General features: G+C 61.1%; 18 protein-coding genes. 10 read left to right on the top strand and 8 right to left on the bottom strand.

Going from position 1 to position 16,145, the window contains the following annotated elements:
- Window positions 1-196: 196 nt before the first annotated feature.
- Genes HGO92_RS18445 through HGO92_RS18435 form a run of 3 tightly spaced genes read left to right on the top strand, consistent with a single transcriptional unit; the run spans window position 197 to window position 1,560 of the window.
- On the top strand, window positions 197-796 hold the full coding sequence (locus HGO92_RS18445) for a protoglobin domain-containing protein (protein WP_169997413.1): 600 nt from the start codon (window positions 197-199) through the stop codon (window positions 794-796).
- A 2-nt stretch (window positions 797-798) separates the two neighbouring features.
- Window positions 799-1,335, top strand: a complete 537-nt coding sequence (locus HGO92_RS18440) for a hemerythrin domain-containing protein (protein WP_169997438.1) — start codon at window positions 799-801, stop codon at window positions 1,333-1,335.
- A 12-nt stretch (window positions 1,336-1,347) separates the two neighbouring features.
- Window positions 1,348-1,560 (top strand): hypervirulence associated TUDOR domain-containing protein, encoded by a 213-nt coding sequence (locus HGO92_RS18435; RefSeq protein ID WP_169997411.1) that lies wholly within the window; start codon window positions 1,348-1,350, stop codon window positions 1,558-1,560.
- Window positions 1,561-1,567: 7 nt separating this feature from the next.
- Here the strand turns inward: HGO92_RS18435 and HGO92_RS18430 are convergent, their stop codons facing one another.
- Entirely contained in the window at window positions 1,568-2,257 is a 690-nt protein-coding gene (locus HGO92_RS18430) for a FadR/GntR family transcriptional regulator (RefSeq protein ID WP_169997409.1), read from the bottom strand.
- Window positions 2,254-3,588 (bottom strand): MFS transporter, encoded by a 1,335-nt coding sequence (locus tag HGO92_RS18425; protein WP_240974747.1) that lies wholly within the window; start codon window positions 3,586-3,588, stop codon window positions 2,254-2,256. The genes HGO92_RS18430 and HGO92_RS18425 overlap by 4 nt, the downstream gene beginning before the upstream one ends.
- A gap of 240 nt (window positions 3,589-3,828) precedes the next feature.
- Here HGO92_RS18425 and HGO92_RS18420 point away from each other — a divergent pair, with 240 nt between their 5' ends.
- Window positions 3,829-4,947, top strand: a complete 1,119-nt coding sequence (locus HGO92_RS18420) for a PDDEXK nuclease domain-containing protein (RefSeq protein ID WP_169997407.1) — start codon at window positions 3,829-3,831, stop codon at window positions 4,945-4,947.
- A 40-nt stretch (window positions 4,948-4,987) separates the two neighbouring features.
- On the opposite strand, the gene HGO92_RS18415 is transcribed toward HGO92_RS18420, so the two are convergent.
- The 5 genes from HGO92_RS18415 to HGO92_RS18395 all read right to left on the bottom strand — a co-directional run bounded on the left by HGO92_RS18415 (window position 4,988) and on the right by HGO92_RS18395 (window position 8,573).
- A complete protein-coding gene (locus HGO92_RS18415) occupies window positions 4,988-5,197 on the bottom strand; it encodes a hypothetical protein (RefSeq protein ID WP_169997405.1) in 210 nt (69 codons plus the stop codon).
- A 55-nt stretch (window positions 5,198-5,252) separates the two neighbouring features.
- Window positions 5,253-6,140, bottom strand: a complete 888-nt coding sequence (locus tag HGO92_RS18410) for an ABC transporter permease (RefSeq protein WP_169997434.1) — start codon at window positions 6,138-6,140, stop codon at window positions 5,253-5,255.
- A gap of 1 nt (window position 6,141) precedes the next feature.
- Window positions 6,142-7,113, bottom strand: a complete 972-nt coding sequence (locus HGO92_RS18405) for an ATP-binding cassette domain-containing protein (RefSeq protein WP_169997403.1) — start codon at window positions 7,111-7,113, stop codon at window positions 6,142-6,144.
- Window positions 7,110-8,216, bottom strand: a complete 1,107-nt coding sequence (locus HGO92_RS18400; protein ID WP_169997401.1) for a LolA family protein — start codon at window positions 8,214-8,216, stop codon at window positions 7,110-7,112. The genes HGO92_RS18405 and HGO92_RS18400 overlap by 4 nt, the downstream gene beginning before the upstream one ends.
- A gap of 84 nt (window positions 8,217-8,300) precedes the next feature.
- Window positions 8,301-8,573, bottom strand: a complete 273-nt coding sequence (locus HGO92_RS18395) for a hypothetical protein (protein ID WP_169997399.1) — start codon at window positions 8,571-8,573, stop codon at window positions 8,301-8,303.
- A 290-nt stretch (window positions 8,574-8,863) separates the two neighbouring features.
- On the opposite strand from HGO92_RS18395, the gene HGO92_RS18390 reads away from it, so the two are divergent.
- The gene (locus HGO92_RS18390) at window positions 8,864-9,280 is read left to right on the top strand and encodes a ChaB family protein (protein WP_169997397.1); all 417 of its coding nucleotides are present in this window, start codon (window positions 8,864-8,866) and stop codon (window positions 9,278-9,280) included.
- A gap of 9 nt (window positions 9,281-9,289) precedes the next feature.
- On the opposite strand, the gene HGO92_RS18385 is transcribed toward HGO92_RS18390, so the two are convergent.
- Window positions 9,290-10,498 (bottom strand): cytochrome P450, encoded by a 1,209-nt coding sequence (locus HGO92_RS18385; RefSeq protein ID WP_169997395.1) that lies wholly within the window; start codon window positions 10,496-10,498, stop codon window positions 9,290-9,292.
- Between the two features lie 170 nt (window positions 10,499-10,668).
- On the opposite strand from HGO92_RS18385, the gene HGO92_RS18380 reads away from it, so the two are divergent.
- From HGO92_RS18380 to HGO92_RS18360, 5 genes are all read left to right on the top strand, one after another.
- Window positions 10,669-11,451, top strand: a complete 783-nt coding sequence (locus HGO92_RS18380) for an IclR family transcriptional regulator domain-containing protein (protein WP_169997393.1) — start codon at window positions 10,669-10,671, stop codon at window positions 11,449-11,451.
- On the top strand, window positions 11,429-13,126 hold the full coding sequence (locus tag HGO92_RS18375) for an HAL/PAL/TAL family ammonia-lyase (protein ID WP_169997391.1): 1,698 nt from the start codon (window positions 11,429-11,431) through the stop codon (window positions 13,124-13,126). Before HGO92_RS18380 ends, HGO92_RS18375 begins: the two co-directional genes overlap by 23 nt.
- Before the next feature lie 504 nt (window positions 13,127-13,630).
- A complete protein-coding gene (locus HGO92_RS18370; RefSeq protein WP_169997389.1) occupies window positions 13,631-14,398 on the top strand; it encodes an ABC transporter substrate-binding protein in 768 nt (255 codons plus the stop codon).
- A complete protein-coding gene (locus HGO92_RS18365; RefSeq protein ID WP_169997388.1) occupies window positions 14,395-15,363 on the top strand; it encodes an amino acid ABC transporter permease in 969 nt (322 codons plus the stop codon). The genes HGO92_RS18370 and HGO92_RS18365 overlap by 4 nt, the downstream gene beginning before the upstream one ends.
- A complete protein-coding gene (locus HGO92_RS18360; protein ID WP_205834678.1) occupies window positions 15,360-16,127 on the top strand; it encodes an amino acid ABC transporter ATP-binding protein in 768 nt (255 codons plus the stop codon). The genes HGO92_RS18365 and HGO92_RS18360 overlap by 4 nt, the downstream gene beginning before the upstream one ends.
- The last annotated feature ends 18 nt before the right edge of the window (window positions 16,128-16,145 follow it).

The following is a 16,145-nucleotide window of genomic DNA, read 5'->3' as shown; positions in this document are numbered from 1 at the left end:
TAACGGGCGACTCGAACACCTCCGCGGCTCAGCACTCGGATTCCGCAACCTAACCAACTACATCGCCAGATCACTACTCGAAGCCGGAGGATTCAGACCCGGATTACACTCTCGATTCCGATGAGCCGGCAAACCATTGACCCCGGCTGCACCCGGGGGTACGAATGAGGGACGCCAACTAGTTGGAGGTATGGCCATGTCGTCCGAGTCGACCAACACATCAGAGATTCCCGGTTACAACTACGGAACCGCCGCACATTCGCCCGTCACGCTGACCGAGTTGGAGGAACTCAAGGCCAGTGTGATGCTCGATGAACGCGATGCGGCGCTGCTGCAACGGGCGGGTGAACTGCTCGATGACCAGGTCGATGACATTCTCGATGTCTGGTACGGCTTCGTCGCCAGCCAACCGCAACTGGTTGCCCACTTTTCCCAGCCCGGCGGCCCACCCATCGATGAATACCTCGCGGCAGTCCGTCCGCGCTTCGGGCAATGGATCCGCGACACGTGTTCCCGCTCCTACGACCAGGAGTGGCTGGATTACCAGAACGAGATCGCGCTCCGGCACACGCCCGCCCACAAGAACGAGACGGACCATGTCGGGTCCACTTCGGTAGTGCCGCTGCGGCACCTCATCGCGTTGACCGGGCCGGTCACGATCACCGTCCGTCCTTTCCTGGCGCGCAAGGAGGACGACGGCGAACAGGTTGACGCCATGATGCAGGCCTGGCTCAAAGCGGTGCTGCTTCAAATTGCCCTTTGGTCGCGGCCGTACACGCGGGAAGGGCAGTGGTAGAGATGGTCAACGAAGCCAAAGATGTGAACAGCGACCAGCAGGCCATTGCCGCCGTCGAGCACCATCACGGACAGATGCTGACCCGGCTGAGCCACTTGACCCGCGCGTTGGTTGACGCCGTGGAAAGCGGAAAGAAGCCGGCCGAACATGACGCACATGCGCTGCTGGTGGAGTGGTGCGAAAACGACCTCATTCCGCACGCCCTCGCAGAAGAATCAGCCCTTTATGAACGTGCCCGTTCCCGGCCGGAGGCGAGCCTCCTCGTTGAGGGCATGCTCGCCGAACACCGGGTGATCACCAATACGCTGGAGGAGCTGCGCGGTGCACAGGGAATCCAGGCCGCGGCGCTGGCCACCGCGATTGAGCGCCTCTTCGCGCAGCATCTGGACAAGGAAAACACGCTGCTGCTGCCCTTCATTGCTTCACAGCCGGATCTGTCCCTGGTCGAGGCAGTCGAAGGGCTGCATGAAATCGTCGGCGAAGCCCATCCCCATGGCGGGGAGCACCTGCACACAACCACCGAATCCCGGCTGACCTGAGAGGACACCTATATGGCTGCATCGTTCAAGACCGGCGACCACGTGCGGTGGAACTCAGAAGCCGGCGAAGTTTCCGGCAAGATCACCAAGATCCACACCAAGGACTTCGAACTCAATGGCCGCACCCGGCACTGCTCGCCGGAGGAACCGCAATTCGAGATCAAGAGCGATAAAACGGATCACGTAGCAGTCCATAAAGGATCGGCGCTGCACAAGATCGGTTGAGCGGGCGTTACTCCCCGGACTGCGGCATCCAAGACATGCAGTAGTTGAGATTAGCGTTGACGGTAGCCACCGCCGCGTCCTCGTCGCCGGCGGCGATGGCGGCAACGAGCGCCTCATGCCCGGCTTCCAGACAGCCGTCGAAACCGTTGCGCAACCGCTGTGCCATTTTCGTGCCGTGGAAGACGTCACCGAAACTGCCGTAGAGCTCATGGAGCAACCGGTTGCCCGAGGATTCTGCCACCTTCAGGTGAAAGTCCCAGTCGGCCGCAATCCACTGTTCCAGATCCTCCGCCGCCCAGGCCTTGCGGCGCTTGGCGAGCATCGTACGCATAGCCGCGATGTCGCCGTCGTTAGCTAATCGGGCTGCCAGACGCGCGGCCTTCGTGTCCAGAGCGAAGCGGACCTGCAGCACATCCTGGTCTTCGTGCTCCCGGTAGGCCTTGCGGGCGGCGCCATGGATTTCGCTGGCCGCACGGACGTAGGTGCCGTTCCCGCGCCGCACCTCCAGCATCCCGGCGTGGGCCAGCGCCTTGATGCCTTCGCGCAGGGTCCCCCTCGAAACGCCGAGTTGCGCCATGAGCTCGGGCTCGGGCGGGATCCGTTCCTGCAGCGGCCATTGGCCGGAGACGATCGCCTCGCGCAGCCGCTCGGTGACTTCGTCGGCCAGTTGCGGGCGGTGGACTGAACCGAGTGTCATGCTTGGCTCCTCTCGCCGCGACGCCCAAGCAAACGCCCACCTCCACCCGAGCGGGCCCGGCCCCGGCCACGCCCACGCCCACCTCCACCAGCGGTGCCGGCGCCGCCACCGGCGCTGAGCCAGTATGCCAGGAACAGTTGCAGCACTGCCACGGCCACCATCAGCTCCAGCGACAGCGTCCACCCACCGGTGGCCGCGTGCAGCAGCCCCAAGCCGAACGGTCCCGCGGTTGCCACGAGATAGCCCACCGACTGGGCAAGAGTGGACATCGCCGTGGTTTCCGCCGCGTTGCTTCCGCTGCGGCTGATCACCACCATGACGATCGGGAACACCGAGAACCCGATGCCGATCAGCAGCACCGGCACAAGGACCAGCTGGTTGGGCATAACCAGCAGGCTCACGTAGCCCAGGAAGCTGGAGCCGGTGGACACCATGAACGCCGGGCGCAGCAGCCGCGGCCTGCTGGCCATCGCCAGCACCAGGACTACGGCGGGAATGCTGATCAATTGCACGGCGCCGAGCATCAATCCCGCGGACGCCGGATCCAGGCCGCGGGCGATAAGGATGGAGGGCAGCCAGCTGATGATCGTATAGACCAGCAGCGCCTGCACGGTGAAGAGACCGGTGATCAGCAGGCCTTTGCGGGTGAGCAGCAACGGCCACGGTGAAACGCTCGCGCCGGTTTCGGCCACCGGGCGCGGCTTGCCAGCCACAGCCAGCGGAAGGAACGCGAGCAGGGCGACGACGGCCAGGAGCGACCACGACGCAAGACCCATAACCGGCGAGTTCAGCTGCATCGCCACCGGCACACTCAGCGCAGCGGCAGTGGTCGCGCCGATCGACATGGTGATGGTGTAGACGCCCGTCATCGTCGAAGTCCGGTGCGCAAAGTGCTTGCGGATGAAGGAAGGCATCGCCACGTTGCAGATGGCCAGCCCGGACATGCTCACCACGGTGCCCAGCAGCAGCATGCCGACCGAATCCACCAAGCGCAGCGCCAGCCCCGCGGTGAGCAGCGTCAAGGCAACAGCAATCGCCCGCTCTAGGCCGACGAGTCTGGTCAGCCAGGATGTGGCGGCACCGGCAACGGCGAAGCAGATGACGGGAATCGACGGCAATGTGGCGGCCACCAGCGGTCCGTACCCCAATAGGAGCTGCAGATCGTGGAACAGGGCGGCGGCACTGGCCACCCCCACGCGCAAGTTCAGACCAATAAGTACGACGGCGGCAATCGCCAAGAAGGCCGCAAGCCTTTTCGTCGGGGCCGGCTTCGGCGCCATCTGCTGTTCGTCCAACTCCGGAGCAAGAGTTTCGTCCAAAACCTCGCCCAAGCTTTCATTCGTAGGTGCATGAGGAGCTTGAGTAATCCGGGACGACATACGTAAACATTAGACGTCTGATGTCTCCGGGGCAAACCTCCTGGACACAACTCGGGACGCACGGCTGCCAAAGCTCTGAGGAAAAGCGGATAAAGATACTGCGGAACGGTCGTCGCCGTTTGGTAGCTGAACTGTCAGAAGTATCCGATAGGTTCGCGTCAGGAACTTTCTCATGAGGGGAAAACACAGACCATGGAATCGAAGGGCACTGAACAATCCACGGCTCGTTCGAACACGACCTTCGAAAAACCGCCTGGACGATCCGCTATGCCTACGTGGTACCCGGATCTATTAGACTCCGTTGCCTCGAGGGTGGCTGCGGGACGCGTCAGAGCAATCAATGCCGCAAACCAGGAACTTGTGCGTACCTATTGGGCCATCGGAAACGACATACTCAATCGTCAGGAACAAGAGGGTTGGGGCGCCAAGGTCATCGACCGACTTTCGGTCGACCTCCGAGACCGCTTTCCCGAGGCAAAGGGGTTTTCTTCCCGCAACCTCAAGTACATGCGGTCGCTGGCTGAGGCCTGGCCGCAGACGGCAATTGTGCAAGCGCCACTTGCACAATTGCCCTGGTATCACCATCTGGCTCTCTTGGACAAAGTTCGGGAACCTGCAACGCGCCTCTGGTATGCCGAGAAGGCGGTCAAGGGCGGCTGGTCCCGCAACGTCCTTACCCACCAGATCGACTCCCGTCTCCATGAGCGGGCGGGGAAGGCTACGTCGAATTTCAAGACGACCCTGCCGCCGTCGGACTCCGACTTGGTGCAGCAGGCGACCAAGGATCCGTACGTCTTCGATTTCGTAGCGATGACCGGTCAACGGAATGAACGCGAACTGGAGTCCCAACTGATCGACCATGTACAGAAGTTCTTACTGGAATTGGGCCAAGGCTTCGCCTTCGTCGGACGGCAGATCCAACTGCACGTTGCTGGCGACGAGTTCTTCGCCGATTTGCTGTTTTACAATTTCAAGCTGCGGCGCTTCGTGGTTATCGAACTCAAGGCCGGGAAGTTCGATCCGGGCTACCTCGGCCAACTCGGCGTATACATGAGCGCGGTGGACGACCTACTGGCGCAGGATGGCGACAAGCCCACAATTGGTCTATTGCTCTGCAAATCAAAAAATGAACTAGTTGCTGAATACGCGTTACGCGGCTACAACTCACCCATCGGCGTCGCGAACTGGGCCGCAGAACTGGAGGAGTCTATGCCCGAGGAATTCGCCGGCGCTTTGCCCACCGTCGATGAGCTTGAGGCCGAGCTAACTGCGGCTACGGACGATAGACCGGTTAGGGACGAAACGAAATGATTTAAACTACAGCCAAAGGCCCGACAACTACTGTTGACTTTCAGAGACCCGCATTCTTCAGCGATTGAATATCGCGGCGGCGTTCACTCTCGATAATTTTCATCATCTGCCGTTGGACCTTGTCCACGGTGTGTCTATCGAGTTCCTTGCGCAGCGCGGCGAGTTCCTCGGAAGCAATCTGCCGACGGATACTGTCGCGCTCTGCGACAGACGAGGCCTGTCCCAGCGCCTTTAGATAGCGCTCTTCCACAACAAGATTTTAGTTCGCGCAGCCCCGCACCGGCCAGAGCCCAGGCTGTAGCCAATTAGGACAGCACGTCTTTGGTAGCGAAGCGGCTGTAGGCGAGCCCGCAGAAGACGACGATGTAGCCGCCTTGCAGCAGGCCGTTGGCGGCGAAGGAGTCCCAGGAGATCGGCTGGCGCAGCAGGTCCGCGAAGCCGAGCCAGTGGTGGCTGAACAGCCAGGGGTGGAGCCATTCGAGCTGCGGTAGGTTGTCGAGGATCTGGGACACGACGGCGAGCACTGCGGTCGCAGCCATGGCACCGACAGGGACCTCGGTCAGGGTGGAAATGAACAGACCAATGGCCGCGAGTCCGAGCAGGGACAGGCCGACGTAGCAGGCCACGAGGAACAGCCGCAGCAGCGACTCCCCTACGCTGATGGTGTCGCCGGAGAGCAGCGTGATCGGCCCTACGTCGAAGAGCGCTGAACCGATCAGTACTCCCGCCGTCGCCACGGAGAGCGCTGCGGCAAGGCAGAAGACGACGGCGGCAGCATACTTCACCGCCAGCAGACGGACCCTGCCTGCTGGCGCCGCCAACAGATACCTCAGGGTTCCGTGGCCTGCCTCGCCCGCGATGGTGTCCCCCGCCGCCACGCTGACAGTCAGCGGCAGGAAGAGCGGGATGGAGACGACCATCCCGGTCAGCGCGATGAACAGTCCGTTCTGGGATACGCGGTCCAAGAACGGCGGACCTTGGCCGGGACCTGGATCGCGCGAGGAAAGCCGGACGGCCAGCGCTATCAGGACCGGGACGGCAGCGAGCGCCGCCAGCATGGCCCAGGTCCGCCAGCGACGGAAGAGAACCTTCAACTCGGATCCTAGGAGTGACCAGCCGGCCGAGGGCCGGGATGCGGCTGCTCGTGACCGGGCGTTCCCAAAGGACGGTCCGGTTGGTGCAGATGCGGGCAGCTTATTGGACAACGTCGAACCCCTCCCCCGTCAATGCCACGAACCGATCCTCGAGACTGCTGCTTTCCACCGCGAAGCCGCGGACGCGGACACCTTCGGCGACGAGAGCGGCGACAATCGATTCCGGTGCCACCGTGTGGTCGGCGAGCGGGGCGCGGACTGTACTGCCGCCGTCGTTGTTTGAATGTGGCGGCTCAGGTGCGAGACCCAACCGCTGGAGGACGCGGCCGGCATCCTCGGTATCGGGAGTCTGGACTTTGACGTGGGCGAGGCCTACCCGCCGGAGTTCGTCGACAGTCCCCTGCGCCACCAGTTTGCCGGCGCTCATGACGGCGGCGTGCGTGCAGATTTGCTCGACCTCCGCGAGCAGATGGCTGGACACGAAAACCGTGGTGCCTTCAGCAGCCAGCGAGCGCACCAGGCTGCGGACCTCCCGCGTACCCTGCGGGTCCAGGCCGTTGGTGGGCTCGTCCAGCACCAGCAGTTCGCGCGGCATCAGCAAGGCGTTGGCGATGCCCAGGCGCTGTTTCATGCCAAGGGAGTAGGCTCGGACTTTCTTGCCGGCGGCGTGGGACAGCCCAACACGGTCCAGCGCCTGGTTAACGCGTGCGCGCCGGGTGGCCGAGGACGCGTGGCGGTCTGCGGTATCGAAGCGCTGCAGGTTGGCGGTCCCGGAGAGGAAGGGGTAAAAGGCCGGCCCTTCGATCAGGGCTCCAACGCGGGGAAGCACGTCGCGCAGACTCGCCGGCATGTCCTGCCCCAATACCCGGACATACCCACTTGTGGCGGCTGCGAGGCCGAGCATGACCCGAATGGTGGTGGTCTTCCCCGAACCGTTCGGACCAAGGAAGCCGAAGACGGAGCCATGCGGAACCGCCAGATCAATGCCGTCGACGGCTGTCTGGTGGCCAAAGCGTTTGGTCAGCCCAGTGGTTTCAATCGCGAGTTCGGTAGCTGGGAGGGCGCCGCTCACCGGCCCTCCGCTGCCGCCTGCAACCGCTCCAACGGCACCGATCCGGCGAACGCCCGGCCATCGTCGGTCACGAGGACGTTCACCAGCGCCGAGGAAAGCAACCGGCCGCCGTCGACCTCTTGGGCGGTTTCGGCGATGAGCGGCGAGTCCATCAATTCCGCAGGCACTTCATCTGCCGGCAGGCCGATCACCGTTTCCCACCCGGATCCGTACTTGGTGTAGTCCTTATCGTGCTTGCCATCGCCCTGGTGGCGGTCGCCATGGTCACCCTGGGCATGCTTTGCGTGATGGTCCTCGACGACGCGCTCCGTGACGGTGGCGCCGGGCGGCGGCGTGAAGTTGAAGAGATCGTCCGACGGCGCTTCAAGGCTCAGCTCCGTGAAGCCAACCTCGAAAGCCGGGGCGTCCTGACCGCGGGCTTGGACGTCCACGCTGAGCGGCAACCCTGTTTCCGAATCCACCGCAATCGAGACGGACCCGACCAGCGTCTCCGAACTATCAGGAGTCAGCACCAGTTCATAAGCCGCACGACCGGCAACCTCCGAGTCCGAGCCCACTGTCACTTCCGTGCTGGGCTCGACCGAGGACAGGAAGTGCTCGCTCAGGCTCTCGGGGGTCCAGGCTTTGTCGCTGTGATGGCCCTCGGACTCCGAGTATTCCGGAAGGATCAGATGGGTGGCGGCATTCTGCTTGGAGCTGTAGAACCAGACGTCCCGGCCGTTGCGGATGACATCCCGCTCGGCGAGCCGGTCCATAACCTGCACCCGTGCCTGTGAATGGCCGTCCAAATAAACGCGTGCAGTGTGGGATCCGCCGAGGAGTTCAAGGGCGGAGGCTACACCGGAAGGAACGCCGGACGAAGCATCAGACTCCGCGGACGGTCCGTCTGTGGGCAACTGCGGCAGGCCCAGCTCGGATGTCTGCTCTACAGTTCCGGACAGCGAACGGACGGAACTGTCCGCTACCATTTCCAGGACTTCCTGCGGCGTCTTATCCGGGAGATCCGTCGCCGCGCCTGCCTGGACGGCGCCCAGCACGGCGCCGCCCGCTATGACCGCAGGAACGACGGCGGCAGGGAGCCAGCGCTTCCATACAGGTGTCATGACAACCTCCGACGTTGCAAGTCTTCTTTCCAGACTACGCTCAATCGATCAGGTGTTCACGGGGCAGTTTCTTCTGCCCCGGGGTCAGGCTGCGGTCTTGAGAACCCGGGACTCCGTATCGAGTTCAAGCAGTCGGCGCGCCTCTTCGAGTGCGGACTTTGAATCCTTCTTATCCATTTGGGCCAGCGTCAGCAGATTAGCGATCCGCTGCTCGCGCCGCATGCCTGAGACTTCGTCGGCGAATTCGATCATGGCGATGACACGCGCATGAGCCCGACGTCCGCGGGCATCGTTGCTCGCGTCGTCGGCCTCGATGTCGCCCAAGATGGCGATAGCTTCCGCCAGTCGCTCGTTCATGTATTTCTCCCCTATATGCGTCTTTGTACAAACAGAAAGGACGTTTCCCCTCGCCGATCCTGTTTGATTGCTTTATCGAACCATAGGCGGTTCAGCCGGAAGTTGGAATAGTGCATTGTAATTTACGTCATAGTGACCTTGATTACAAAACGGAATGTCCTCGCAGGTCACAAAGCTAGGGCCATGTCCGGCGGCTTGGTATCAGGCGAAGCCACACCCCCTTGGCAGAAGCACTGAACTGTGCCACGTTGGAAATTGGATCTACCAACAATTCAAGGAGGGTGATCCTGATGCCCAAGACAGACAAGAGCGGGAAGCCGAAGAAGAGCGAACTGCCCAGCACTCTCAAGCGTTCCGGCAAGAAGGCCCAGGAAACCTTTGCCGAGGCGCATGATTCGGCGGCCGAGAGCTACGGCGACGAGGAGCGCGCACATCGGGTGGCCTACAGTGCCCTAAAGCACACCCATGAAAAGGTCGGCGACCATTGGGAACCCAAGGAAAAGGCCGGCCCCTCGGACAAGCAGGCCAAAGGCGGCAAGGACACTTCCCGAAAGACTGCCGGTGGCGTGGATGCCAACGCATCCAAGGAGCATCTGTACGACCTGGCCAAGAAGCTCGATGTCCCGGGACGCTCCAACATGAACAAGTCCGAATTGGTCGACGCCATACAGAAGGCCAACGACAAGGAGACACGGAAGGCCCGCTAATCCCGCCTGTTATGCCGGCACGATCTTAATGGGGATGGACTCCCAGCCCCGGAGTGTGTTGTGCAGGTAGGGCACTGCGTCACCCGCAGATTCTATGGCTTTGACCCGCGCGGCGAGCGTGGTCAGCAGCACGTCCATTTCCAGCCTGGACATCGGTTGTCCGACGCACTGGTGGATGCCCATGCCGAACCCCAGATGCCCACCGGCCTGGCGTTCGATGTCATACCTGTCGGCATCCTCGCCCCAGTGCCGCGGATCTCGGTTGGCCGCACCGACAAAAACTGCCAGCTTCGAGTCAGCCGGGATCTGCATCCCGTGGAAATCAACATCACGGCTCGTGGTGCGGTAGAAGGACTGGAACGGCGATTCCAGCCGAAACGATTCATCTATGGCGAACTTGGTCAGCCTGGGGTTCACATGCACCTTTGACCACTCGCCGGGGTGTACGGAGAGCAACCGCATGACGTTACCTATCGAGAAGATGGTCGTGTCCAGGCCTGCAGACAACATGGCCCGTACAAGCAGGGCAGCCTGATCGGAACTGATCTCTCCTTTGTCCGCACAGTCCCAGATTTGCTGGCCCAGGCTACCCTCTGCCAGTTTCTCGCGCGCACAATTCGCCATCGCCCAGTCGTTGGTGCCCTGGCCCATGCGGAAGTATTCCTTCGCCCGCTCATCGTCGGGGCCGAAAGTGCTGAAGTTCATTGCACCCAAGGCCAGGAGATTCTCGGCCCGGCCCTCGCGGGGAATGCCTACGGCGTCGCCGAACACCCGCAGCGGGAATACTTCAGCGAAGTCTTTCGCAGCGTCGAATTCCCGCATATCGAGAATGCGATCGACAAGTTCGTCTGCGAACTGCTGAAACTGGTTTCGCAGCGCACGCATGCCGCGCGGCGAGATGACACTTCCCATGGCCTGGCGCATGGTCGTGTGAATCGGCGGGTCGGACTCCATGATCCCTTGGGCACGCCAAGATTTCTCGTGATGCAGATTCTTGGGACCGGCCCCGGCACTGGATATGAACGTGGAGTAGTCCTCGAGAATTTCCTTACATACATCAAAGCGCGTGAAGGCGGGCACTCCGTATCGCTCCAGCCATACCGCCGGGCCCGCGTCGCGCATCCGAGCAAAAAGCGGGTAGGGATCTCTCAAATTGTCGTCAGAATAAGGGTCTTCCGTGAAGACAGGGGCAGTTGCTGTGGACAAATCGAGTGCCATTGGTGCCTCACAAGTCGATGGGGGAGCTGGACTCCAAACAACGTAACGGCGCGGACTCACACGACTAAATTCCATTCTCGCAATGCGAGAATGCGAGTTGTCGTGAATCGAGATTTGGTGGAGCATCGCAGTGTCGCGTAGCTCACACGGGATAAGTCTGGAGGTTGAAAGTGTCATCGTTTGAACGTGGTCTTAAGATTCTTGCTGAAATTGCGACCTGTGGGGACGCAACAGTTGATGTCGTCGCGACCCGTCTCGGCATCCCGCAAAGCACGACATACAGATATTTCAAGACCCTTAAAGAGCATGGCTTCGTTCAAGAAGACGACGGCCGCTACCGGCCGGGCCGTGCCCTGCTGGAAATGAGCGGCCGTAACCATTCACAATCGCTCCTGGCGGATATCGGCACCGCAGTCCTGAAGAGCATTGTTGATGAGGTAGGAGAAACCGCCGTCATGGTAATTCGGGTCGGGACCCAAGGTATGTGCCTGCGCCGTGCGGAACCGGACAAATCGCTGAAATACAGCTTTGCCGTCAACGAACTGCTCCCTCTGCATGCCGGTGCCGGCCAGCGCATCCTGCTTGCATGGGCTCCGGCCGATGTCGTCCGGCAGGTACTCGAGCGCGACCTGCCCCGCTTTACCGACAACACCCTCACGGCTCAACAGATCCAGGCCAGCCTGCCCCAGATACGTTCAGCCGGCCGGCTGATTTCGCGGGGCGAACTGGATGTTGGGTCGATATCCCTTGCCGTGCCTGTTTTCTGCCGCGGCGAAATAGTCTGCTCATTGAATATCGCAGGCCCGGAGACCAGGTGCGGTTCCAAGTCCTGGATAAATTCTGCCTTCAACGCCATGGAGGAGGCGGCTCTGTGCCTAACTTCGTCGCTGGAATCCGCCACGAGTTTCCAATCAAGTAGGGAGATACTGAATGAACACAGTTACGCTGGCTGAGACTCAGACCGTCCTCATCGGCATGGATCCGGCCTCGTTGGAGGACCTGATCCAGGTAGCCCGGCACCGCCGCCCGGTCGCCCTCGACCCTGCCGTCCTTGAACGCATGAAACCGAGCCAGCAGTGGCTGGACGGAGTAGTCGACGGAATGCAGGCGGACACTGATACGCCGCCGATCTATAGCATCAACACCGGCTTCGGGTCGCTGGCAGGCCGCCAGGCCTTCGCCGACCCCTCGGACGCGGCCGAACTGTCACGGCGGCTGGTACTTTCCAACGCCGCCGGCGTTGGCCGCTACGTCGATGAAGAAGTTGTGCGCGCAACCATGTTCATCCGCATCGTCAGCCTGACTCAAGGCTACTCAGGTGTCCGCGGCGACATTGTCACGCTGCTGGTCGACATGCTCAACCACGGCGTCTACCCCGCCATCCCCGAATACGGGTCCCTCGGAGCCTCAGGCGACCTGATCCCACTGGCCCACATCGCCATCGTGATGACCCGTTCGCACACAGGAGATGACGAAGAACTGGATTCCGGCGAAGCGTTCCTCGACGGCAAGATCATCAGTGGAATAGCAGCCATGGCCAGCGCTGGCTTGGACCGACTGCCGCTGGGCGCGAAGGATGGTCTCGCGCTGCTTAACGGAACCTCCTTTTCCTGTGCGCAAGCTGCGCTGGCGCTCTTCGATGCACAGAACCTATTAGAGACGGCACAAGTCACCGCAGCCATGACCATCGAGTCACTCATGGGATTCGGCGATGCATTCATCGCCGAACTGCACGAGGCCCGTGGCCAGAGAGGGCAGATCGCAGTGGCGGCCCGACTGCGCGAACTTCTGGCGGGCAGCACGCTGGTCGACGGCAACGCTTCCACGGACCCCGTCCGCCAGCCGCCGCAGGACGCGTATTCCCTGCGTTGCATACCGCAGGTGTTCGGCCCCATCAAGGAAACGCTGGACTTTGCCGCCGGCATTATCAACAACGAAATTAACGCGGCAACCGACAACCCGCTGATCTTCCCTACGCTCCCGGACACCCGCAAGCTCAAGGCCGTATCCGGCGGAAACTTCCACGCCGAGTACGTCGCCTTCGCAGCGGACTTCATTTCGATCGTTGTTACGGAGATTGGCAACATCACGGAACGCCGCTTATTCCGCTTGGACGACGGCACCCTAAACCGCGGCTTACCTGACATGCTCGTGGCCAGCGAACAGGTCGGCATGGACTGCGGCTACATGCTCCCTCAGTATCTGGCTGCGGCACTGGTTTCGGATTCGAAAACCCTCTCCCATCCGGACAGCGTGGACTCCATCCCAACGTGTGCCAACCAGGAGGACCACGTCTCCATGGCAAATAACGCCGGCCGACATGCCCGGCAAATAGTTGCCAACATCGAGATCGTAGTCGGCATCGAACTGCTAATGGCGGCCCAAGCCATCGAACTGCGGCTGGGTCTGCCCGAAACCGCCGGGACCCCGGGGCCTGCCAGTGCCGCAACCGTCGACCTCCTCCGCAACACTGCATCCGCCGATGGGCGGAGGATTGATCACCTGCGCCGCGATGTGGTGATGTATCCGCGCGTCCGAAAGGCTGTGGAGCTAGTGCACAGCGGAGCCGTCGTCGATACCGCCAATGCTGCCGTCGCCGGGACCTATGAGCGAAATTCGCTCCGATAATTTTCCGAGAAATACCCCAGAGAAGGAATTGCAGGCCGCCCCAAATTCAGATTGAGGCGTATCAGGAAAAAGATATGAGCCTTTCGTAGGCCCCCATTCCGCGGCATCGTCGCCAAAGAATAGTGGTCGCACTTGTGATTTAGCGGAGAGATCCTCACCCGCTAGTGCTTCTTAGCGCCCGAAAATCGCGCGAAATGCGTCGCAGAATTAGTTGGCTAATCAGATATGTCCTTTCCTTGTGAAATCCTCATTTACTTTCTAGGCTGTTCTCACCTCGTTTGAAGAAGACTTTTCAAACGGGCACACGATATAGCTTTATTGTCAGGTTTTTAAACATAGCTAGGAGCAAAAGAAATGATCTCATCAGCTGTTTTTAAACGTACTTTTAACGTTGCCGCCTTCGGGTTGGCTGCTTCCCTCGCACTGGCGGGTTGCTCGGGTTCAGCCGATGCTAAGGCAGAATCCGAAACCAGTGGCTCAGCGGCGGCCGGGGCGAAGGCGCCCTTGTTCTCAGAGCTGCCTCAGTCCGTCCAGGAAGCCGGCACGATCAACGTCGCCAGCAACGTGGAGTATCCGCCATTCGAATCCTTCGACACCGACGGGACCACGATCGTCGGCATTGACCGGGACATCGCAGACGAATTGGAGAATCAGCTCGGAGTGACCCTGGAGTTCAACAACATTGCCTTCGACGCCATCATTCCTGGATTGGACTCCGGTCGCTACGACATGGCGATGTCGGCTATGTCAGACACCGTGGAACGGCAGAAGCAGGTTGACTTCGTCGACTATTTTTCGGCTGGTGGAGGAATCATGACTGGTACGGCCAACGCGGAATCGATCAAAACCTTGGATGACCTATGCGGCAAGGCTGTCGGAATTGTGAAGGGCACTACGGAGGACGCCGACGCCGCCGAGCAGTCGGCCGAATGCGAAGCCGCAGGCAAGGATCCGCTGAAGGTAACGGTGTTCGCTGGCCAGAACCAGGCGGTCCTCGCACTGCAAAGTGCGAGGACCGATGCTTTCTTGGTCGATTCGACGTCAGGATCCGTCATTGCAGCCGGTTCCAAGGGCCAGCTTGTTCAGGGTCCGCGCTACCAGGACCTCGCTTTCGGCATCGTCTTCCCCAAGGAAAGCGACCAGTTGACGGAGGCCGTGCAGCTGGCCATGGGCGAAATCAAAGCGAACGGGGCCTATGACCGGATCCTGGCTGACTACGACATGGCTGACCATAGCGTAGACGATTTCCCGATCAACGGAGTCACCGAATGAACCGGCTCGTAGACGTCGACCGCGCCGATGACCTGCCAATTCTGCCGGCAAGATACACGGGACGGTGGGTAGCTGCCGGGGTGGTCCTGGTCGCCGTCGTTCTGATGGTCTATGCGGCCTTCACAAACGAGCGCTTCCAGTGGAACGTCGTTGGTCAGTACCTCTTTGCACCGCAGGTATTGACCGGCTTGGGCAGGACTCTGATGTTGACAGGCATAGCTATGGCCATCGGTGTGCTGCTTGGCATCCTCGTAGCCGTCTGCAGAATGTCCAGCAATCCCATCCTGTCCTACTCAGCGTGGGCCTATTCCTGGTTCTTCCGGGGCACGCCGCTGATGGTGCAGCTGCTCTTCTGGTTCTTTATGGCTGCGCTCGTTCCCACGATCGCATTCGGCATACCGTTCGGACCAAGCTTTTTCGAGATTGAAACCAACGCCATAATCTCCCCGTTTACGGCAGCATTGCTGGGCTTGAGCCTGAATGAGGGCGCCTACATGGGCGAGATTGTTCGCTCTGGAATCAGGTCCATTCCGAGGGGCCAGACGGAGGCAGCCCAGGCCATCGGCATGTCGCGGGCACAAAACATGCGGCGTGTGGTCCTGCCTCAGGCGATGCGGGTGATCATCCCGCCAACCGGCAATGAGACGATCGGCATGCTCAAATACACGTCGCTGGTCATTGTCATCGGTTACGGGGAACTGCTGACGTCGGTTTCGATCATCTACTCGCGGACATTCGAGACGATCCCGTTGCTGATTGTCGCTGCCATCTGGTACCTCGCCGTCACCGCGGTGTTGTCCATAGGCCAATATTTCGTCGAGCGGCACTTCGAACGAGGGTTCTCCCCCATCCGTCCTGCCAGGGAAGGGCGGATTACAAGCCGCCCGGCTGGCGTGCACGTTTCATCCGGCCACGCCACATTGCCTGCCGCCGTCCCCGCCGTCGAACTGGAGAGACTGAAATGAATGATCCGATCGTCAGTGCCAGGCAAGTGCGCAAGTCTTTTGGCCACGTCGAGGTCCTCAAAGGCATCAGCATGGACGTGAAGGCGGGTGAAGTCGCGTGCCTACTCGGTCCCTCCGGCTCGGGTAAGAGTACCTTCCTGCGCTGTATTAACCATTTGGAAAAGATCGACGGTGGCCAGCTATGGGTGCAGGGTGAACCCATAGGCTACCGCCAGGTCGGCAATCGACTGCGCGAACTAAAGGAGCATGAAACCTCCCGCCAGCGCGCTTCCGTTGGCATGGTCTTCCAGCAGTTCAATCTCTTCCCCCACCGGACCGCCTTGGAAAACGTCGTTGAAGGCCCTACCGTGGTCCAGCGGCGCCGCCGGGCAGCAGCCATCGAGGAGGGCATGGACCTGTTGGAACGGGTCGGCCTGGCGGACAAACGCAATCATTATCCGGGCCAGCTCTCCGGCGGGCAGCAGCAGCGGGTTGCGATTGCCCGGGCCCTCGCGCTCAAGCCTACTGTGATGCTTTTCGATGAGCCGACGTCCGCCTTGGATCCGGAGCTTGTTGGGGAAGTGCTGGACGTCATGGTCTCGCTGGCCGCATCGGGAATGACCATGATCGTCGTGACCCACGAAATGGGCTTCGCCAAAGAAGTGGGTGATGTGGTGCACTTCATGGCTGATGGCTGCCTCGTTGAAAGCGGCGATCCTCGGCAAGTGCTCGAAGACCCGAGGGAGGCCCGTACCCAGGCCTTCCTGTCCAAGGTGTTGGCATGAACCCGGGAAAGGTGTAGA

It is taken from the genome of Crystallibacter degradans, from assembly GCF_012952295.1.
Lineage (GTDB): Bacteria > Actinomycetota > Actinomycetes > Actinomycetales > Micrococcaceae > Crystallibacter > Crystallibacter degradans.
The sequence above is the reverse complement of the archived record's forward strand: the minus strand, read 5'-3'. Positions and strand labels throughout refer to the sequence as shown.